The following is a 19,921-nucleotide window of genomic DNA, read 5'->3' on the forward strand; positions in this document are numbered from 1 at the left end:
CAGGAGGAGGAGATCCCTTGCGTCGCTGGTTATCAGGGCCGCTCGCCGCCGTGCTGTCCCTCGCCATGGCCGCCCCGGCCCACTCCGCTCCGTCCGACCCGCCCACGACCCCGCTCGCCCCGGCCCCCGAATCGCCGCCCGCCCCACCGAGCCATGAGCTGCCCTCGCCGGAGGAGCCCGCGACCGGCGCGCCGCAGCCGGACGTTCAGCGCATCCCGCCCAGCCCCGTACAGGTCGCACGGCCCCTGACGCTCTCCTCCGGCGAGCTCGCCGTCGAGGTCGATCCGGGCTTTCCGCGCGTGCTCGGCTATGTCGACCGCGCGAGCGGGGCACGGCTGGGCGGCGGTACGGCTCGGCCCGCCGTCGTCCTGAACGGCCGGCCGTACCCGGTCACGGTGGCCCTCACCGGCACGGACGGGAAGTCCGCCCGCTACCGGCTGACCTTCGCCGGCCTGGGCGGCGTCGAGCTCGACGCGGCGATCAGCGTGAAACGGCGCGTGGCGACCTTCGCCGTCGAGGCCGTGCGCGACACCCCGGCCTTCCGCGTGGGCACGATCGACCTGCCCGGCCACGACCTGGTGTCGGTGGCCAGTGACCAGGCGGGTGCGGCGACGGCGTTCACCCGGCTGGATCCGAACGCGACGCGGACCGCCGACGTGTTCGCGAAGGTCACGGAGCCGGAGGCGGAACCGGTCGGGGCGACCTACGGGATCGTCAACACCGACCGGCTGGCCGCCGCCGTCGAGACCAACTCCGTCCACGACCAGCCCGCCGGCGCCACCGACAAGGACGCCGCCCGCCTGTGGCACCAGGCGCGCGAGGGTGCCGACGGAGTGGTCCGGGTGGGTGTGTGGAGCGGTCAGTGGACCTATCGGGCGGCGGGCGCGCCGTTCACGGAGGAACTGCCGTGGGCGAAGGTGGTCGTGACGCCGGACGCCAACGGTGACGGCACGCTCGACTGGCAGGACGGCGCGATCGCCTTCCGCGAGATCGCCGTCACCCCGCCCGGCGCCGGCGAGACGAGCGGACGCGTGGTGACCCACATCCCGTTCAACTTCGGCAGCCAGGCGACCCACCCGTTCCTGCGCACGCTGGACGACGTCAAACGCATCGCGCTGGCCACCGACGGACTGGGCCAGCTCGCCCTCCTGAAGGGCTACCAGTCGGAGGGCCACGACTCCGCCCACCCGGACTACGGCGGCAACTACAACACCCGCGCCGGCGGCCTCAAGGACCTCAACACCCTGCTGAAGTCAGGCAGGCGATGGAACGCCGACTTCGGCGTCCACGTCAACGCCACCGAGTCCTATCCGGAGGCGATGACGTTCAGCGAGACGCTGGTGGACAAGAACGTCAAAGGCTGGAACTGGCTCGACCAGTCCTACCGCATCGACCAGCGCCGCGACCTGACCGCGGGCACCCTCGCCGAGCGCTTCAGGCGGCTGCGCGAGGAGACCGGCCGCAACCTGTCGGTCCTGTACGTGGACGTCTTCCGGCCGTTCGGCTGGGTCGCCGACCGCACGCTGGCCGAACTGCGCCGCCAGGGCTGGCAGGTGACCACGGAGTGGTCGGACAAGCTGGAACGCTCGTCCCTGTGGGCCCACTGGGCCAACGACCTCAACTACGGCGGCGTCACCAACAAAGGCCTGAACTCCCAGATCATCCGCTTCATCCGCAACCACCAGAAGGACGTCTGGAACGCCCACCCCATCCTCGGCAACGCCCGCATCGTCGAGTTCGAGGGCTGGACGGCCGAGAACAACTGGAACGCCTTCTACCGCAACATCTGGGAGCACAACCTGCCGGTCAAGTTCCTGCAGCGGCAGCCGATCACGAAGTGGGCGGACGGGGAGATCCTCTTCGAGAACGGCGTCCGCGGCACCCTCACCAACGGCAGGCGCGAACTGTTCGCCGGCGACCGCAAGGTCCTCGACGGAACCGCCTACCTGCTGCCGTGGGAGGGCAGGTCCTACCACTACAACCCGGCCGGCGGCCCGACCACCTGGGCGGCCGACCGGCCGATGAAGATCTACCGGCTCACCCCGCGGGGCCGGGTCGCCGAGGGCACGCTCACCCCGTCCGGCGGCAGGATCACGATCACCGCCGAGCCCGGCGTGCCGTACGTGCTGTATCCCGGCGATCCGCCCGGACAGCCCGAACCCGGGTGGGGCGAGGGCAGCGGACTGCGCGACCCGGGCTTCAACGGCGAGCGCGCCTGGACCACGACGGGCCCGGTGAGCCTGCGCGTCAACGACCTCGGCCAGCGCCACGCCCACCTCGGCGGCGGCGCGCCGGCCGCGCTGGAGCAGCGCGTCACCGGCCTGCGTCCCGGCCGCCGCTACGCCGCCGAGGCGTTCGTGGAGATCGAACCGGGCCGCACCCGCGCCGTCACCCTGGAGATCGGCGGGCAGAAGGTCCGGCTGGACAGGTCTACGGCCAAGAACCACATCGCCTCCGACGAGAAGCACGGCACCTACTTCCAGCGCGTGCGCGTGCGCTTCACCGCCCCCGCCGGTCCGGTCACGCTGAGGATCGCGGCGGCGGACGGGGAAGGGGCCGTACGGGTGGACGACGCCCGCGTGGTCGCGACCACGGGGCAGGACGGCTTCGAGGCGCCGGAGGCGGGCTGGGGGCCGTTCGTCAAGGGCGACGCGGGCGGCTCCTTCGACGCCCGCACCCACCTGGCGCAGCGGCGCGAGCCGTACACGCAGAAGGGGTGGAACGGCAAGGCGGTCGACGACGTGCTGGCCGGAGACTGGTCGCTGAAGGTGCACGAGGAACGGCAGGGCCTGGTCTACCGGACGGTCCCGCAGACCGCCCGGTTCGTGAACGGCCACGCCTACGAGGTCTCCTTCGCCTATCAGAACGCCCTGGCCGACGCCTACACCTGGGTGACCGGCTATGACAAGGGCGGCAGAAGCGTCGAGACCCGGCATACCGCGATCCCCGAGCAGCGCTCCACCACCCGCTTCACCGAACGGGTGGTCGCCGGATGCGGCGACGCCTGGGTCGGCCTGCGGTCACTGCGGGCCGAGCAGCCGGGCGCCGACTTCATCCTCGACGACTTCGCCGTCAGGGACCTCGGACCCGTCGCCGGGCCCGCCGCCTGCGCCACGCTGGAGGTCAGGCCGGCCTCACCGAGCGTGGAGCAGGGCGTCGCCAACGAGGTCACCACCGTCTTCACCAACCTGGAGGACGCGGCCGCCCGCGGCGTCGAGGTACGCCTCACCGCGCCGCCCGGCTGGAAGGTCGAAGGGGAGGGGCGCGGCGACGTCGAGCCGGGCGCGGCGCTCACCACTGTGTGGAAGGTCACCCCGCCCGCCGGCGCCGCCCACGACAGCTACGAGCTGAAGGCGGTCGCCGCGTACGCGGGCAAGAGCGTGGCGGGCCTCGCGGTCGTCAGGACGCTCCCGCCGCCGCCCACGGCCGACGTCCACGCCAGTGACCTGGAGTGGGTGGCTGCCGACAACGGCTGGGGGCCGGTCGAGCGTGACCAGTCCAACGGCGACAGGGCCCAGGGCGACGGCTCGCCGCTCACCGTCGGCGGCCGGGTCTTCGCCAAGGGTCTCGGGACGCACGCGCCCGCGAAGATCCGCTACTACCTGGGCGGGCGGTGCGCCACCTTCACCGCCGTCGTCGGCGTGGACGACTCGCAGGCCGCCCCGCGCGGCTCGGTGAGCTACACCGTGCTGGCCGACGGGGTGGTCAAGGCCGGGACGCCGGTCCTGCGCGGGCCGGATCCGGCCCACGAGCTGAGCGCCGACGTGCGTGGCGCGCGGTTCGTGGAACTCGTCGCCGGCGACGGCGGCGACGGGATCGGCAACGACCACGCGGACTGGGGCGATGCCCTGTTCCGGTGCGGATGAGGAAGGATTTTGCCTTAGCCGACGCTTATCCAGCCCGTGATCGGATGTCCTGCGAGTACTGTGCGCTGTCGCAGGCGAAGACATGAAGGAGATCACCGTGGCCGCGTCGTCACCGTCACGCAACGTCAGATCGGCGATACCCTGGGTCACGACCGTCGCCCGGTTGGTCCTGGGCGTGGTGCTGATCGTGGCCGGGGGGCTGAAGATCGGCAACCCGTCCGACTCGGTGGTGGCGGTCAAGGCGTACCAGCTGCTACCCGAGTCGCTGGCCACCATCGTGGGCTACGCGCTGCCGATCGTGGAGATCATCATCGGCATCCTGCTCGTGATCGGCCTGATGACCAGGGTGGTGGCGGTGGTCGGGGCATTGCTCATGCTCGCCTTCGTCTTCGGCATCGCCTGGGCGTGGGCGAAGGGCTACAAGATCGATTGCGGCTGCTTCGGGGGTGGCGGCGAGCTCAAGAAGGGCCAGGAGCCGACGTACCTGATCGACATCCTGCGGGATTTCGGGCTGGTGGTGCTCGGCGTCTGGACCGCGCGTTTCCCGCCGGGGCGTTTCGCCCTCGACGGGGCCCTCGGACTGCACACGCTGGATGACAAGGAGAACGACTGATGGGCAAGGGCGACCGCGAGAAGTCGGCGCGCGACAGGATCAAGGAGCAGCAGGCCGCCGATCGCAAGCGGGAGCAGCGCCGGCGGATCATCACCTACACCACGGCGGGCGTCGTTGCGGTGGCCGCGCTGGGTGCGGGGATCCTCTGGAACATGAACCGCTCCAAGTCGGAGGAGGCGGGTGCCAACCTCGCGCCGATCGCCGTCCAGGCCGCCGCGGGCGTCACGATGGGCAACGCCGGGGTCGACAAGCCGGTGATCGACATCTACGAGGACTTCCAGTGCCCGGCCTGCAAGGAGCTGGAGCGGGTCAGCGGGTCCACGTTCAAGAACCTCGCCGCCGAAGGCAAGGCCAAGGTGGTCTACCACCCCATCACGATCTTCAGCGAGGAGCCGACGCGCGGCAACTCCATCCGCGCCGGGGCCGCGGCCCGCTGCGTGAAGGACGGCAAGCAGTGGATGGCCTTCCACGACACCCTCTTCGAGAAGCAGCCGAGCGAGACCGTCGAGGGCTTCAAGATCGACCAGCTCGTCGGGTGGGGCAAGGACGTCGGCATCACCGCGGCCGACTTCGAGCCCTGCGTGACCAAGCAGCAGTACGCCGGTGTCCAGCAGAGCTACAGCGACAAGGTCAACAAGGAGCAAAACTTGACCGGCACGCCCACCGTCAAGCTCAACGGCGTCGAGATGGACAACGAGGTCCTCTTCCGCCCGTCGGAGCTGCGCGAGGCCGTCCTCAACGCAGCCAAGTAGCCCGCCGGTCCGCTACCCTCACCTGACATGCCCCTTGTTGCCTCGATTCCCAGCCCTCCCCAAGGGGTCTGGTATCTCGGCCCGATTCCGATCCGGGCCTACGCACTCTGCATCGTGCTCGGCGTCATCGTCGCCGTCTGGATGAGCGAGCGCCGCTGGCGCGCCCGTGGCGGCGCGCCCGGCACCATGATCGACATCGCCGTGCCCGCGGTGATCTTCGGTCTCATCGGTGGCCGGCTCTACCACGTCATCACCGACTGGCGGCTCTACTTCGGACCCGAAGCCCCCAACGAGCCGTATGAGGCGCTGTTCATCTGGAACGGCGGGCTGGGGATCTGGGGCGCGGTCGCGCTGGGCGCGGTCGGCGTCTGGCTGACCTGCCGCAAACGCGGCATCTCACTGTCGGCCGTGGCCGACACGGTCGCGCCGGGCATCGCCATCGGCCAGGCGATCGGCCGCTGGGGCAACTGGTTCAACCAGGAGCTCTACGGCGGGCCGACCGATCTCCCGTGGGGGCTGGAGATCGACATCAACAAGGACGGCATCGTCGACGGGCTCTACCACCCGACCTTCCTGTACGAGTCCCTCTGGAACCTCGTGCTCGCCTTCGTGCTCATCTGGGCGGGTAAACGCTTCACCCTGCGGCACGGGCGGCTGTTCGCGCTCTACGTGGCCGGCTACACCCTCGGGCGCTTCTGGATCGAGGGGCTGCGCATCGACCCCGTCGGCGGCGTGGACCACGCGGTGACGTTCCTGAGCCTGCGCATCAACCAGTGGACCGCGATCGTGCTGTTCGTCGCGGCGCTCGCCTTCTTCTTCGCGACGCGCGGCAAGGACACCGTGGAGTACGTGCTGCCGCGCGACGGCTCGGGGCCGCCGGGTGAGGGCACGTTGGCCGATCCGGCACACACGGCCGACCAGGCCGATGGTGCCGAGACCGTCCGGGACGCGGACGCCGCGCGGAAGCCGGCGGACGACGCGGAGAAGGCGGAGGACGGCGAACCCGCCAAGGCGGACGCCTCCGCCACCGGCGACGGACCCGCCGCCGATGCCGCTTCCGGCGAGCCCGCGAAGACCGACGAGCCCGCCGAGTCCGTGAAGACTGACGAGCCCGCCGAGTCCGCGAAGACCGACGAGCCCGCCGAGCCCGTGAAGACCGACGAGGCGCTCGTCGTGAAGACCGACGAGCCGGTCAAGGACGACGCCGCCAAGGTCGATGCCACCAAGGTCGATGCCGCCAAGGACGGCGGGGTCAGGGACGACGCGGAAGCCGTACGGGAAGAGGAAAAGAACCCGCGATGAAGGGTCGCGCGGAGCAGCACCACCAGCATCGCGATGTCACCGGCGGCTGGCTTCGGCCGTCGGTGTTCGGGGCGATGGACGGGCTGGTGTCGAACTTCGCGCTCATCGCCGGTGTCGCGGGCGGTACCGACGACACCAAGGTCATCGCCCTGGCCGGGGTCGCGGGCCTGGCGGCCGGGGCGTTCTCGATGGCCGGCGGGGAGTACGTGTCGGTGGCCAGCCAGCGTGAGCTGGCTCTCGCCGAGATCGCCGTCGAGCGGCGCGAACTCGACCGCCACCCCGCCGCCGAGCAGCAGGAACTCGCCGACGACTTCGTCTCCAAGGGCGTCGCGCCCGACCTGGCCGCCGAAGTGGCCAGGCAGATCTCGGCCAACCCCGAGCGCGCCCTGGAAGTGCACGCCCAGAACGAACTGGGCATCGGGCCCAAGGACCTGCCCTCGCCCAAGGTGGCGGCGCTGTCGTCGTTCGCCTCGTTCTCGGTGGGGGCGGCGCTGCCGCTGCTGCCGTACCTGCTCGGGGTGACCAGCCTGACGCTGTCGGCGCTCCTGTCCTGCGTGGCGCTGTTCGGGGCGGGCGCGCTCGTCTCGGCCGTGACCGCCCGCAGCTGGTGGTACTCGGGCCTGCGCCAGCTCGTCGTGGGCGCGGTGGCGGCGGGACTGACCTTCGCGCTCGGCAACCTGATCGGAGGAACGGGGCTGTGAGGAGCAGCAGCAGGAAGCGGCGGCGTACCCGGAGTACCCCGGCGTCGGACTGGCAGCTGCCGCTGCTCAGCGACATGGGCCTGCGGCCCGAGCAGCAGCGCCTGCTCGTGATCATCGGCTCGGCGCTCGGCGTCGTGGTCCTGGCCGTGGGGCTGGTGGCCGTCATCGGCTCGCTGGGCACCGGCTACCTGCCCGACCGCGCGGCCACCGCCGCGGCCGGCGGGCCCGGCACCGCCCGGCCGGACTCCTTCCACGGCTGGAGCTCGCCCAAGCTGTTCGAGCCGATCAGCGAGCGGGCCAAGGACGCCAAGCCGCTGACCGAGAAGGAGCTGTTCGCCGGAAAGACGCTGGCCGACGAGAAGAAACTCACGCTCAAGCTGGTCGCGCACGAGCTCGGCGCCGACTGCGCGGCCGTGCTGTGGGGTCCCACCCTGGTCGAGAAGGCCGCCGACGGCGAGTGCACGCAGGCCGCCCGCGCCCTCTACACCAGCTCCGACGGCCGCTACGTCGCCCAGTACACCCTGCTCAACCTGCGCGACGCCAAGGCCGCCGACGAGCTGGTCGCCGAGCTCAAGGCGGGCTACCGGGGCGGCTGGACCCACGCCCTGCAGAGCGAGAAGGCCTCCTTCCCCGGCGGCGGCCACACCGAGGGCGGCGCCTACGCGCTCGGCCACTACCTGGGTGTGGTCTGGATCGGCCGCGCCGACGGCGCCGAGCCGACGCCCAAGGACGACTTCGTCTCGGCCACCCTCACCCTGCGCGGAGCGGAGAAGGCCGTCTACCGCCGCGTCGTCGCGATCACCGGGCAGCAGCCCTCGTGACCCACCGTCCCGCCGGAGCCCGCCGATGATTCCCGCTCGCGTGGCGGTGCCCGTGGCCGTGCTGATCGTGCTCGCCGCCGCCCTGGCCGCCTGGTTCCTCACCCGCGGCGGTCCGGTCCGGCCCGCGACCTTCCGCGGCGAGCCCACCTCGGCCATGTACGCCGCCATCGACTCCCGCCAGAGCGACGCCGCCCCGCTCACCACCGAGGAGGTCTTCACCCCGGCCACCGCGAAGCTGGGCGAGCTGACCAGGGGCGCGGCCGAGCAGTTCGACGACTGCGCCGAGGCCCTGGCCGGTCCCGAGGCCACCGGCTGCTCGCAGGCCCTGCGCGCCACCTACACCGGCCCGGCGGTCAACGGCCAGTTCGTCATCTTCAACCTGCCCGACGGTCACGCCGCCGACGCCCTGGTCTCGGCGCTGGGCAAGGAGGGCTTCCTGGAGCAGGCGGTCGCCTTCGACACCGCCCGCAGCTGGGCGCAGGCACGGGCGCTTGGCCACTACGTGACCGTCAGCTGGGTGGGCCCGGCCGCCGAGGGCGCCAGGGTGGACCTCACCCAGTCACAGGTGGCCCTGGACACCCTCGCGCGCGTCGTGCAGTCCAGGGTCCTCAAGGCCGTCTGACCCGGCGGGCGGGGCGGTCACCGTGCCGGGGCAGGGCCCGCGGGCGGTGGAGCGAGGCCACCGGCCCGGCCTCTTCGAGCAGGCGTTCGACCCCTTTCGTGCTCCGTGGGGACCGCTTATCGGTCCTGAAATTCCGGGGTTTGGGACACCGGCGTCCGTATATCGGAACAGGTGCGATGTTCGCGATGTGGACCTGGTGGGCACCATTCGGGCAACGTGTTGTAACCTCTAACGCACAACTGCAGCAGGGCCAACGTCGTCCCTCGCCTTTGAAGCACCAAGAGCAAGCGAAGAGACGACGGGAGGGATTCAATGCCTGCTGCCCACCTCGGGTTCCCCGAGCCCCAGGGCCTCTACCACCCCGCCAACGAGCATGACGCCTGCGGAGTGGCCATGGTGGCCGACGTCGCAGGGCGACGTGGTCACGGCATCGTGGAGAAGGCCTTGGAGGCGTTGTGCAACCTTGATCACCGGGGGGCCAAGGGTAGCGAGCCGGACACCGGCGACGGAGCCGGGATCCTGACGCAGATCCCCGATGCATTCCTGCGCGCGAACGTGCCGTTCGCGCTGCCCTCGGCCGGCGAGTACGCCGTGGGCACCGCCTTCCTGGCCAGCGACTCCGAGGCGCGCGAGATCGGCGTGCGCATGATCGAGGAGATCGCCGCCGAGGAGGGCCTGACCGTGCTCGGCTGGCGTGACGTGCCGGTCGACCGGGCTCTTCCCGGGCCGAGCGCCCGGGCCGTCATGCCGTTCTTCAAGCAGCTGTTCGTGGCCGGGCCCGATGGGGAGTCCGGGCTGGAGCTGGACCGGCTGGCGTACTGCCTGCGCAAGCGGGCCGAGCACGAGGTGGACGTCTACTTCCCCTCGCTGAGCGCGCGCACGATCGTCTACAAGGGCATGCTCACCCCGGACCAGGTCGAGCCGTTCTTCCCCGACCTGACCGACGAGCGCTTCGAGAGCGCGATCGCGCTGGTGCACTCGCGCTTCTCGACCAACACCTTCCCGAGCTGGCCGCTGGCCCACCCGTACCGGTACGTGGCGCACAACGGCGAGATCAACACGGTCAAGGGCAACCGCAACTGGATGCGGGCGCGCGAGGCGATGCTGGAGTCCGCGCACATCCCAGGCGATATTTCGCGACTTTTCCCCATCTGTGACCCGGATGGCTCCGACACCGCCTCCTTCGACGAGGCCCTGGAACTCCTCCACATCGGCGGCCGCTCGCTCCCGCACGCGGTCCTCATGATGATCCCGGAGGCGTGGGAGAACCACACCGGGATGGACCCCGCCCGGCGCGCCTTCTACGAGTTCCACTCCTCGATGATGGAGGCCTGGGACGGCCCCGCCTCGATCACCTTCACCGACGGCACCCTGGCCGGAGCCGTCCTCGACCGCAACGGCCTGCGCCCCGGCCGGTTCTGGGTGACCGCCGACGGGCTCGTCGTGCTCGCCTCCGAGGCGGGCGTGCTGGACTTCAAGCCCGAGGAGGTCGTCCGCAAGGGCCGCCTGCAGCCGGGCCGGATGTTCCTCATCGACACCGCGCGTGGCAAGATCATCGAGGATGACGAGATCAAGGCGGAGCTCGCGGCGGCGCTGCCGTACGAGGAGTGGCTGCACGCCGGGCTCGTCCGCTTCGAGGAACTGCGCGCCCGCCAGCGCGAGATCCCCACGCACGAGGCGCTGGTCAAGCGGCAGCAGACCTTCGGCTACACCGAGGAAGAGCTGCGGATCATCCTGTCGCCGATGGCCAGGAACGGCGCCGAGCCGATCGGGTCGATGGGCACCGACACGCCCGTGGCGGTCCTGAGCGAGAAGCCCCGGCTGTTGTTCGACTACTTCACGCAGCTGTTCGCGCAGGTCACCAACCCGCCGCTGGACGCCATCCGGGAAGAGGTCGTCACCTCGATGGCCAGCGTGCTCGGCCCCGAGGGCAACCTCCTCGACCCCGGGCCGACGAGCTGCCGCCAGCTCGTGCTGCCCTATCCGGTGATCGACAACGACGAGCTCGCGAAGATCATCCACATCAACGACGAGGGCGACCTGCCCGGCTTCCACCCGCACACCATCTCGGGCCTGTACCCGGTGGCGGGTGGCGGCGAGGCGCTGCTCAGGCGGCTGGAGGAGATCCGCGCCGAGGCCTCCCGCGCCATCGAGCAGGGCGCGCGCATCCTCGTGCTCTCCGACCGGGGCTCCTCGGCCGAGATGGCGCCGATCCCGTCGCTGATGCTGACCGGCGCGGTACACCACCACCTCATCCAGGAGAAGACCCGCACCAAGATCGGCCTGGTGGTCGAGACCGGCGAGGCCCGCGAGTGCCACCACATGGCCCTGCTCGTGGGCTACGGCGCCGGCGTCATCAACCCCTACCTGGCCATCGAGACCGTCGAGGACCTGGTCGACACCGGTGTGCTTGCCCTGGACAAGCACAAGGCCGTGCGCAACCTCATCAAGGCGTACGGCAAGGGCGTCATCAAGGTCATGTCCAAGATGGGCGTGTCCACGGTCGCCTCCTACACCGGTGCGCAGATCTTCGAGGCGCTCGGCCTGGGCGCCGAGGTCGTCGACGCCTGCTTCACCGGGACCACCTCGCGGCTCGGCGGCATCGGCTTCGCCGTACTGGCCGAAGAGGTCGCGCAGCGGCACAAGCGGGCCTACCCGCGCGCCGAGAACGCGCACCGGCGCCTGGAGGTCGGCGGCGAGTACCAGTGGCGGCGCGAGGGCGAGCCGCACCTGTTCAACCCCGAGACGGTCTTCAAGCTGCAGCACGCCACGCGCACGCGGCAGTACGAGATCTTCAAGGAGTACACGAACCTCGTCGACTCGCAGGCCGAGAAGCTGATGACGCTGCGGGGCCTGTTCCGGCTCAAGCCCGGCAACCCGATCCCGATCGAGGAGGTCGAGCCGGTCAGCGAGATCGTCAAGCGGTTCTCCACCGGCGCGATGTCCTACGGTTCCATCTCGCGCGAGGCCCACGAGACGCTCGCGATCGCGATGAACCAGCTCGGCGGCAAGTCCAACACCGGCGAGGGCGGCGAGGAGCCGGACCGGCTCTACGACATCTCCCGCCGCTCGGCGATCAAGCAGGTGGCCTCCGGCCGCTTCGGCGTGACCTCCGAGTACCTGGTCAACGCCGACGACCTGCAGATCAAGATGGCCCAGGGCGCCAAGCCCGGCGAGGGCGGCCAGCTGCCCGGTCACAAGGTCTACCCGTGGATCGCCAAGACCCGCCACTCCACCCCGGGCGTCGGCCTCATCTCGCCGCCGCCGCACCACGACATCTACTCCATCGAGGACCTGGCCCAGCTCATCCACGACCTGAAGAACGCCAACCCGGTCTCCCGGGTGCACGTGAAGCTGGTCGCGGAGGTCGGCGTCGGCACCGTCGCCGCGGGTGTGTCCAAGGCGCACGCCGACGTGGTGCTCATCTCCGGCCACGACGGCGGCACCGGCGCCTCGCCGCTCACCTCGCTGAAGCACGCGGGCGCGCCCTGGGAGCTCGGCCTCGCCGAGACCCAGCAGACCCTTCTGCTGAACGGCCTGCGCGACCGGATCGTGGTGCAGGTCGACGGCCAGCTCAAGACCGGCCGCGACGTGGTCATCGCCGCGCTGCTCGGCGCCGAGGAGTACGGCTTCGCCACCGCGCCGCTGGTCGTGTCCGGCTGCGTGATGATGCGGGTCTGCCACCTCGACACCTGCCCGGTGGGCGTGGCCACGCAGAACCCGGAGCTGCGCAAGCGCTTCACCGGCAAGCCCGAGTTCGTGGTCAGCTTCTTCGAGTTCATCGCGCAGGAGATCCGCGAATACCTGGCCGAGCTGGGCTTCCGCTCGCTCGACGAGGCGATCGGGCAGGTCGGCCTGCTCGACGTCACGGCCGCCGAGGACCACTGGAAGGCCAACGGCCTCGACCTCGCCCCGATCCTGCACCAGGTCGACGTCCCCGCGGGCGCCGACCGGCGCCGGACCAAGTACCAGGACCACGGTCTCGAGCACGCGCTCGACAACACCCTCATCCAGCTGGCCGAGGGTGCCATCGAGTACGGCGAGCCGGTCAAGCTCGACCTGCCGATCCGCAACGTCAACCGGACCGTCGGCACCATGCTCGGCCACCACGTCACCAAGAAGTGGGGCGGCGACGGCCTGCCCGACGACACGATCGACGTGTCGTTCACCGGCTCCGCCGGGAACTCCTTCGGCGCGTTCATCCCGAGCGGCATCACGCTGCGCCTGACCGGCGACGCCAACGACTACCTGGGCAAGGGCCTGTCGGGCGGCCGCATCACGGTCCGGCCGCACGACGCGGCGCCGCTGGACGGCCACATCATTTCCGGAAATGTCGCCCTTTACGGCGCCACTTCGGGTGAGGCGTTCATCCGGGGCGTCGTGGGCGAGCGGTTCTGCGTACGCAACTCCGGCGCCACCGCGGTCGTCGAAGGCGTCGGCGACCACGGCTGCGAGTACATGACCGGCGGCCGCGCCGTCATCCTCGGCCCCACCGGACGCAACTTCGCGGCGGGCATGTCCGGCGGCATCGCGTACCTGCTCGACCTCGACCTGAACCGGGTCAACCGGGAGATGGTCGCGATCGAGGAGCCCACCGCCGACGACGTGGAGTTCCTGCGCGAGACGGTCGAGCGGCACTTCGCCGAGACCGGCTCGTCGGTGGCCGCGGCGCTGCTGGCCACCTGGGATCCGGGACGGTTCAGCAAGATCATGCCGACCGACTACAAGCGGGTCCTGCAGGCCGCGGAGGCCGCCCGCATCGAAGGCCGGGACATCGACGAGGCGGTCATGGCCGCCGCGGTGCAGTCATGACCCGCCGTCACGAGCCGGGACATGACCGGCCGGCCGCATCGACCAGCAGCGTTCAGGGATAGGGGGCTTCCATGGCTGACCCGAAGGGTTTCCTCACACACGACAGGGAGCTGCCCGTGCGCCGTCCCGTGGACGTGCGCATCCAGGACTGGAAGGAGGTCTACCACGACTTCCCCGCCGCCAAGCTGAACCAGCAGGCCGCCCGCTGCATGGACTGCGGCATCCCGTTCTGCCACAACGGCTGCCCGCTGGGCAACCTCATCCCCGAATGGAACGACCTCGTCTACCGCGAGGACTTCCAGGAGGCGATCGAGCGCCTGCACGCCACGAACAACTTCCCGGAGTTCACCGGCCGCCTGTGCCCCGCCCCGTGCGAGGCCGCCTGCGTGCTCGGCATCAATTCCGACCCCGTGGCGATCAAGCGGGTCGAGGTCGAGATCATCGACCGGGCCTTCGCCGAGGGCTGGGTCCGCCCCGAGCCCCCGGCGGTGAAGACCGGCAGGCGCGTGGCCGTGGTCGGATCGGGCCCGGCCGGGCTGGCCGCCGCCCAGCAGCTCACCCGCGCCGGGCACGACGTCGTCGTGTTCGAGCGGGCCGACGCCATCGGCGGGCTGCTGCGTTACGGCATCCCGGAGTTCAAGATGGAGAAGCGCCACATCGACCGGCGCCTGGAGCAGATGCGGGCCGAGGGCACCGAGTTCCGTACGTCGGTCAACGCCGGCGTCGACATCACCGCCGCGCGGTTGCGCGCCGAGTTCGACGCCGTCGTCCTGGCCGGCGGCGCCACCCAGTGGCGTGACCTGCCCGTCGAGGGACGCGAGCTGCGCGGCGTCTACCAGGCGATGGAGTACCTGCCTCCGGCCAACCGCGCGGCATCCGCCGGGGCAGACTCCGAGATCAACGCCCGCGGCAAGCACGTCGTGGTCATCGGCGGCGGCGACACCGGCGCGGACTGCATCGGCACCGCCATCCGCCAGGGCGCCGCGTCGGTGACCCAGTTGGAGATCATGCCCCGCCCGCCCGCGTCCAGGGCGGGTTCGCAGCCGTGGCCCACGTTCCCGACGCTGTTCAAGATGGAGAGCGCCCACGAGGAGCTGGCCGACGGCGGCGGCGACCGCGTCTACGCCGTCTCCACCCTGGGCTTCGCCGGCGACGCGGAGGGCAACGTCCGCGCGCTGCGGCTGGTCGAGGTCGAGGGCCCGCAGAACGGCTTCAAGCCGATCCCGGGCACCGAGCGGGAGATCCCCGCCGACCTCGTCACGCTGTCCATGGGCTTCACCGGGCCCGAGAAGAGCGTGCTGCTGCAGGAACTGGGCGTCGCCTACGACAAGCGCGGGAACATGGCGCGTGACGCCTCGTACATGACCTCGGTGGAGGGCGTGTTCTCGGCCGGGGACATCGGGCGGGGACAGTCGCTCATCGTCTGGGCCATCGCCGAGGGCCGCGCCGCCGCCTCCCGGGTGGACGCGTTCCTGACGGGGGAGACGGCGCTGCCGTACCCGATCCTCCCGACGGCCCGCTCGCTCGTCTAACCCCTTCACGGTGTACGGCGGGGCGGCCCCAACCGCCCCGCCAAAGCCATCTCAGCCCCAATTGAGGCTCACCCACTCAGGCTCACCCACCTTGGGCCCACCCACCTTGGGCCCACCCACCTTGGGCCCACCCACCTTGGGCCCACCCACTCACGCCCCAGCCGGTCCCCCAGGCGGTCCCCTCAGGCGGTCCCGCGGCCCTGACGGCCCGGCGCGTCCCACGCCTTCGGCCGGGCGCTCGCGGCCCACTCGGGTGACATCGGCGCTCACCACCGCTCACCACCGCTTTCCGCGTCGCTGCCCGCCCGGCACCCGGCGCGGACCCATCCCGTCCCTGCCGGTCCACCCGGTTCCCGGGACGTTCTGGGCTGTCTCGCCCACCCATCTGGCCGGTCCGGGGTCAGGCGACCGTGGCCGGGGCGGCGGTCCAGGTGTTGCAGGCCGACGGGGTCTCGGCGGCGAACCCCTTGTTGAACCAGCGGGCCCGGTTGGCGCGGCTGCCGTGGTCGTTGGTCTTGCTGCCCTTCTCGCCGCCCAGCGACCACGCGATGGCGATCAGCGCGCCCCACTCGGGGACCGAGCGCTTCTGGGCGTCCCACACGCTGCCGATGTAGACACCGGCCAGGCAGTCGGCCTGCAGCTCGTAACGCCGCTGGGCTTCCAGGACGTGGGCCTTGGAGGTGTACTTCTCCCGGGAGGCCCCCTGCAGCACGCCGGTCAGCCGCTGGACGTGGTGACCGTACTCGTGCGCCATGACCAGCAGGAAGCCCACCTCGGGCGCGTACTCCCTGACCGGTTCCGGCAGGTAGACGCCGATGACGCCGGTGGGGTTGCAGTAGGCGCCGGGCATGATGTCGGCGGCCTTGCCCTGGCAGAAGGGCGCGTTCGCGCTGGTCATGTAGGTGAACGCCGGCTTGGCCGAGGCCAGGCCGTGCGCCCGCAGGTGCTTGCCCCAGGCGGTGTTCAGGCAGGCGTAGGTCGTGTTCAGGTACGCCCGCACGGCCGCGTGCCCGCGGTCGGCCGGGGCCGGGAGCCGGCAGGCGGAGGCCGGGAACTGGCCGGTCCCGTAGAGGGCGTTGTGGGTGAGGCGGCGGTCCTTGATCGGGTACGAGCCGGCCATCGCCGGGCTCGGCGCGAGGGCGGCCAGGACCGCGGCGGTGAGCGCGGTGGCGGCGACGGCGGAGAGTCTCATGCCGTTCACGGTGGCCGGAGCCTCTTGAAAGCCGGTTGCCGCTCACCTGAAAGCCACCGCATCTACCAATAGATAGCGAAATATCGGGATGAAGTTGACCGATTCGACGAGTGTCGGAAAGATGCGTTTTCTGGCTGGAACAAAGGGGGAGCAATGCGGCGGATCGCCTCAATCTTGGCGGGGTTGGCCGTCGTCACCTCACTCACCGCCTGCGCCCAGGCCGCGCAGCGCCCCGGCGTTTCCCAGGCGAGCGCCGACTTCCTGGTCTTCTACGCCGACGGCAAACGGGGCGAAGCGCTCGGCGCGATCGGGCGGGCGGGCGGCTCCGCCGTACGGACTGAGGAACGGCTTGGATACGTGCTGGCCAGAGGCGCGGGGGAGAGGTTCGCCGCCGCGCTCGACGACGACCCGGCCGTCGTGGGCGTCTCCGCCGACCGCCAGATCGGGTACGCCTCGGCGAACCCCGCACACCCCGGTACGGCAAGCGCCGTCCCGGACGCCTCGGCCCGCGAGGGCGCGGTCAAGGGCCGCGAGCCGCTGGCCACGCGGCAGTGGGACATGCGGATGATCGGCGCGGACAAGGCCAACGCCACCCTGCCCGGCAGCAAGAAGGTGCTGGTCGGCGTCATCGACACCGGCATCGACGGCAACCACCCCGACATCGCCCCGAACTTCGAGCGCGCACTGTCGCGCAACTTCGTCACCGACCGCCCCAACGACAAACACGGCGAAACGCTGGACGGCCCCTGCGAGGCCGCCGGCTGCAAGGACCCGGTCGACCGCGACGACGACGGCCACGGCACCCACGTGGCCAGCACGATCGCCTCCCCGCTGAACGGCGTCGGCATCGCCGGCGTCGCCCCCGGCGTCCGGCTGGTCAACATCCGCGCCGGCCAGGACTCCGGCTTCTTCTTCCTCAAGCCGAGCCTCGACGCCCTCACCTACGCCGCCGACATCGGCGTCGACGTCGTCAACATGAGCTACTACGTGGACCCGTGGCTGTTCAACTGCACCGCCAACAAGGACGACAGCGCCCGCGAGCGGTCCGAGCAGCGGGCCGTCATCACCGGCATGCAGCGCGCCCTCGACTACGCCAGGGGCAAGGGCGTCACGCTCATCTCCGCCCTCGGCAACGGCGCCACCGACCTGGGCCGGCCGAAGGTGGACAAGGACAGCCCCGGCTACCCGCGCGGCGACGAGCGCGTACGCCGTGTCGACAACTCGTGCCTGAACGTGCCGGCCGAGTCGAAGGGCGTCATCTCGATCTCGGCGGTCGGCCCGTCCGGCCGCAAGTCGATCTACAGCGACTACGGCGTCGAGCAGACCGACCTGGCCGCGCCCGGCGGCGACGCGCTCGACGGCAAGGGCGCCTCGCCCACCCGCTCCATCCTCGCCGCCGCGCCCGAGTCCGCCCTGCGCGCCGGCAACAAGATCGACAAGAACGGCAGGCCGAAGACGAACGAAGTGGTCCGCGACTGCGCCAAGGGCACGTGCTCCTACTACCAGTACATGGACGGCACCTCCATGGCCGCCCCGCACGCCACCGGCGTCGCCGCCCTGCTGATCAGCCGCTTCGGCAAGCCCGGCAAGGGCGGCCTCACGCTGTCCCCGGCGACGGTGGAGAAACTGCTCTACAAGAGCGCCACACCCAAGGCCTGCCCGTCGCCGCGCGCGTACGTCTACCAGGTGTACGGCGAGGAGGACACGCACACCTGCGAGGGCGGCACGGCCAGGAACGGCTTCTACGGCCGCGGCATCGTCAACGCCCTGAACGCCACCACCGTCAAGCGCTGAATGTAGGGTCGGGGCATGGGGTACCGCCTCATCGCAGAAGCCGCGATGCTGGTGCACTTCGCCTTCCTCGTCTACATGGCCGTCGGCGGGTTCCTGGCCTGGCGCTGGCCGCGTACCATCTGGATCCACCTGGGCGTGGTCGCCTGGGGTGTACTGTCGGTGACGACAGGTGTGGAGTGCCCGCTGACCCTGGTCGAAGACTGGGGCCGTGAGCGGGCCGGGCAGGCGGGGCTGCCGGACTCCGGGTTCATCGACCACTACATCGAGGGCGTGATCTACCCGGAGGAATACACACTCTTGGCACGCTGGGGTGTGGCCGTTCTCGTGCTGTTCTCCTATATCGGCTACGTTCTCCGACGTCGATGACGGGGTCCTCACGGTGATGGCAGCGACCGAGGATGCTCGCTTCGCTCCATCAAGTGGTCTGTACCAATTAAGGTGGGACTCGTGACTCGTCGCGCGAAAATCGTCTGCACACTTGGCCCCGCCACATCCTCTCCCGAACGACTGCGCGAGCTGATCGCCGCCGGGATGGATGTCGCCCGCTTCAACCTCTCGCATGGCAACCATGAGATGCACAAAGAGGTATTCGACCGGGTGAGGGAGGTGGCGGCCGACCTCGGCCGCGGCGTAGGCGTGCTCGCCGACCTGCAGGGCCCCAAGATCCGCGTGGGAACCTTCGAGGAGGGCCCGGTCCGGCTCGGGTTCGGCGACGTCTTCACCGTCACCACCGAGGACGTGCCCGGCGACCGCGAGCAGGTCTCCACCACCTACAAGGGCCTGCCCGGCGACGTGCGCTCCGGCGACACGATCCTGGTCGACGACGGCCGCCTGGTGCTGGAGGTGACCCGCGTCGACGGCCGGCGCGTGACCACCCGCGTCGTCATCGGCGGGATGATCTCCGACAACAAGGGCCTCAACCTGCCGGGCGTCAACGTCAGCGCCCCCGCCCTCACCGACAAGGACGAGGCCGACCTGCGCTGGGCGCTGCGCACCGGCTTCGACATGATCGCGCTGTCGTTCGTGCGCCGTCCTTCGGACGCCGATGTCGTCCGCAACATCATGGAGCAGGAGGCGGTACGCCTGCCGCTGCTGGCCAAGATCGAGAAGCCGCAGGCCGTCGAACGCCTCCCGGAGATCGTCGAGGCCTTCGACGGCATCATGGTGGCCCGCGGCGACCTGGGCGTCGAGCTCCCGCTCGAAGAGGTGCCGATCGTCCAGCGGCGCATCATCGAGCTGTGCCGCGAGAAGGCCAGGCCGGTCATCGTCGCCACCCAGATGCTCGACTCGATGATGAACGCCCCGCGCCCCACCAGGGCCGAGACCTCCGACGTGGCCTACGCCGTCATGGACGGCGCCGACGCCGTCATGCTGTCCGGCGAGACCTCGGTCGGCAACTACCCCATCGAGGCCGTCTCCACGATGGACCGCATCGCCTGCGCCGCCGAGAAGGCCTCCCTGACGGCCACGCACAGCCTCGACCGGCTGCCGGAGACCACCGGCGGTGCCATCGCCCGTGCCGCCGCCGAAGTCGGCGCCATCGTGGGCGCCAAGGCCCTGGTCGCCTTCACGATGTCCGGCGAGACCGCGCGGCGCCTGGCCCGCTACCGCTCGCCGATCCCGCTGCTGGCCTTCACCTCGGCGCCGCACGTACGGGGGCAGCTGTCGCTGACGTGGGGCGTGGAGACCTTCCACGTGCCGTTCGTCCACCACACCGACGACATGGTCCGCCAGGTGGAGGCGTCGCTGCTGTCGCTGGGCCGGCTGGAGAAGGGCGACAAGGTCGTCATCGTGGCCGGATCGCCTCCCGGCACCCCGGGCTCCACGAACGCGCTGCGCGTGCACACCATCGGCTCCGCCGTGTCGCACGCCCACTAGCCCTTTGCGCCGAAACCCCGCGAGCGCCGCCTACCC

General features: G+C 70.8%; 13 protein-coding genes. 12 read left to right on the top strand and 1 reads right to left on the bottom strand.

What is annotated here, in order from left to right; genetic code table 11:
• Positions 1–17: 17 nt before the first annotated feature.
• The 9 genes from ACIBKY_RS30075 to ACIBKY_RS30115 all read left to right on the top strand — a co-directional run bounded on the left by ACIBKY_RS30075 (position 18) and on the right by ACIBKY_RS30115 (position 15,021).
• The gene (locus ACIBKY_RS30075) at positions 18–3,866 is read left to right on the top strand and encodes an endo-alpha-N-acetylgalactosaminidase family protein (protein ID WP_397101710.1); all 3,849 of its coding nucleotides are present in this window, start codon (positions 18–20) and stop codon (positions 3,864–3,866) included.
• A gap of 82 nt (positions 3,867–3,948) precedes the next feature.
• Positions 3,949–4,479 (top strand): MauE/DoxX family redox-associated membrane protein, encoded by a 531-nt coding sequence (locus ACIBKY_RS30080; protein ID WP_397101712.1) that lies wholly within the window; start codon positions 3,949–3,951, stop codon positions 4,477–4,479.
• Complete coding sequence (locus ACIBKY_RS30085) at positions 4,479–5,231, top strand: thioredoxin domain-containing protein (protein ID WP_397101714.1); 753 nt, start codon at positions 4,479–4,481, stop codon at positions 5,229–5,231. Before ACIBKY_RS30080 ends, ACIBKY_RS30085 begins: the two co-directional genes overlap by 1 nt.
• A gap of 27 nt (positions 5,232–5,258) precedes the next feature.
• Complete coding sequence (gene lgt / locus ACIBKY_RS30090; RefSeq protein ID WP_397101716.1) at positions 5,259–6,533, top strand: prolipoprotein diacylglyceryl transferase; 1,275 nt, start codon at positions 5,259–5,261, stop codon at positions 6,531–6,533.
• Entirely contained in the window at positions 6,530–7,234 is a 705-nt protein-coding gene (locus ACIBKY_RS30095; RefSeq protein ID WP_397101718.1) for a VIT1/CCC1 transporter family protein, read from the top strand. The genes lgt and ACIBKY_RS30095 overlap by 4 nt, the downstream gene beginning before the upstream one ends.
• Complete coding sequence (locus ACIBKY_RS30100) at positions 7,231–8,055, top strand: hypothetical protein (RefSeq protein ID WP_397101720.1); 825 nt, start codon at positions 7,231–7,233, stop codon at positions 8,053–8,055. Before ACIBKY_RS30095 ends, ACIBKY_RS30100 begins: the two co-directional genes overlap by 4 nt.
• 25 nt (positions 8,056–8,080) lie before the next feature.
• Positions 8,081–8,677, top strand: coding sequence for a hypothetical protein (locus ACIBKY_RS30105; RefSeq protein ID WP_397101722.1), 597 nt, complete (start codon positions 8,081–8,083; stop codon positions 8,675–8,677).
• A 312-nt stretch (positions 8,678–8,989) separates the two neighbouring features.
• A complete protein-coding gene (gene gltB, locus ACIBKY_RS30110; protein WP_397101724.1) occupies positions 8,990–13,489 on the top strand; it encodes a glutamate synthase large subunit in 4,500 nt (1,499 codons plus the stop codon).
• A 71-nt stretch (positions 13,490–13,560) separates the two neighbouring features.
• On the top strand, positions 13,561–15,021 hold the full coding sequence (locus ACIBKY_RS30115; protein WP_397101726.1) for a glutamate synthase subunit beta: 1,461 nt from the start codon (positions 13,561–13,563) through the stop codon (positions 15,019–15,021).
• Positions 15,022–15,421: 400 nt separating this feature from the next.
• Here the strand turns inward: ACIBKY_RS30115 and ACIBKY_RS30120 are convergent, their stop codons facing one another.
• Positions 15,422–16,213 (bottom strand): neutral zinc metallopeptidase, encoded by a 792-nt coding sequence (locus tag ACIBKY_RS30120; RefSeq protein ID WP_397101728.1) that lies wholly within the window; start codon positions 16,211–16,213, stop codon positions 15,422–15,424.
• A 183-nt stretch (positions 16,214–16,396) separates the two neighbouring features.
• Here ACIBKY_RS30120 and ACIBKY_RS30125 point away from each other — a divergent pair, with 183 nt between their 5' ends.
• The 3 genes from ACIBKY_RS30125 to pyk all read left to right on the top strand — a co-directional run bounded on the left by ACIBKY_RS30125 (position 16,397) and on the right by pyk (position 19,885).
• On the top strand, positions 16,397–18,007 hold the full coding sequence (locus ACIBKY_RS30125) for a S8 family peptidase (protein WP_397101730.1): 1,611 nt from the start codon (positions 16,397–16,399) through the stop codon (positions 18,005–18,007).
• Between the two features lie 15 nt (positions 18,008–18,022).
• A complete protein-coding gene (locus ACIBKY_RS30130; protein WP_397101731.1) occupies positions 18,023–18,373 on the top strand; it encodes a DUF2784 domain-containing protein in 351 nt (116 codons plus the stop codon).
• A gap of 81 nt (positions 18,374–18,454) precedes the next feature.
• Complete coding sequence (gene pyk, locus ACIBKY_RS30135) at positions 18,455–19,885, top strand: pyruvate kinase (protein ID WP_397101733.1); 1,431 nt, start codon at positions 18,455–18,457, stop codon at positions 19,883–19,885.
• The last annotated feature ends 36 nt before the right edge of the window (positions 19,886–19,921 follow it).

This window comes from Nonomuraea sp. NPDC050394 (genome assembly GCF_044459065.1).
Lineage (GTDB): Bacteria > Actinomycetota > Actinomycetes > Streptosporangiales > Streptosporangiaceae > Nonomuraea.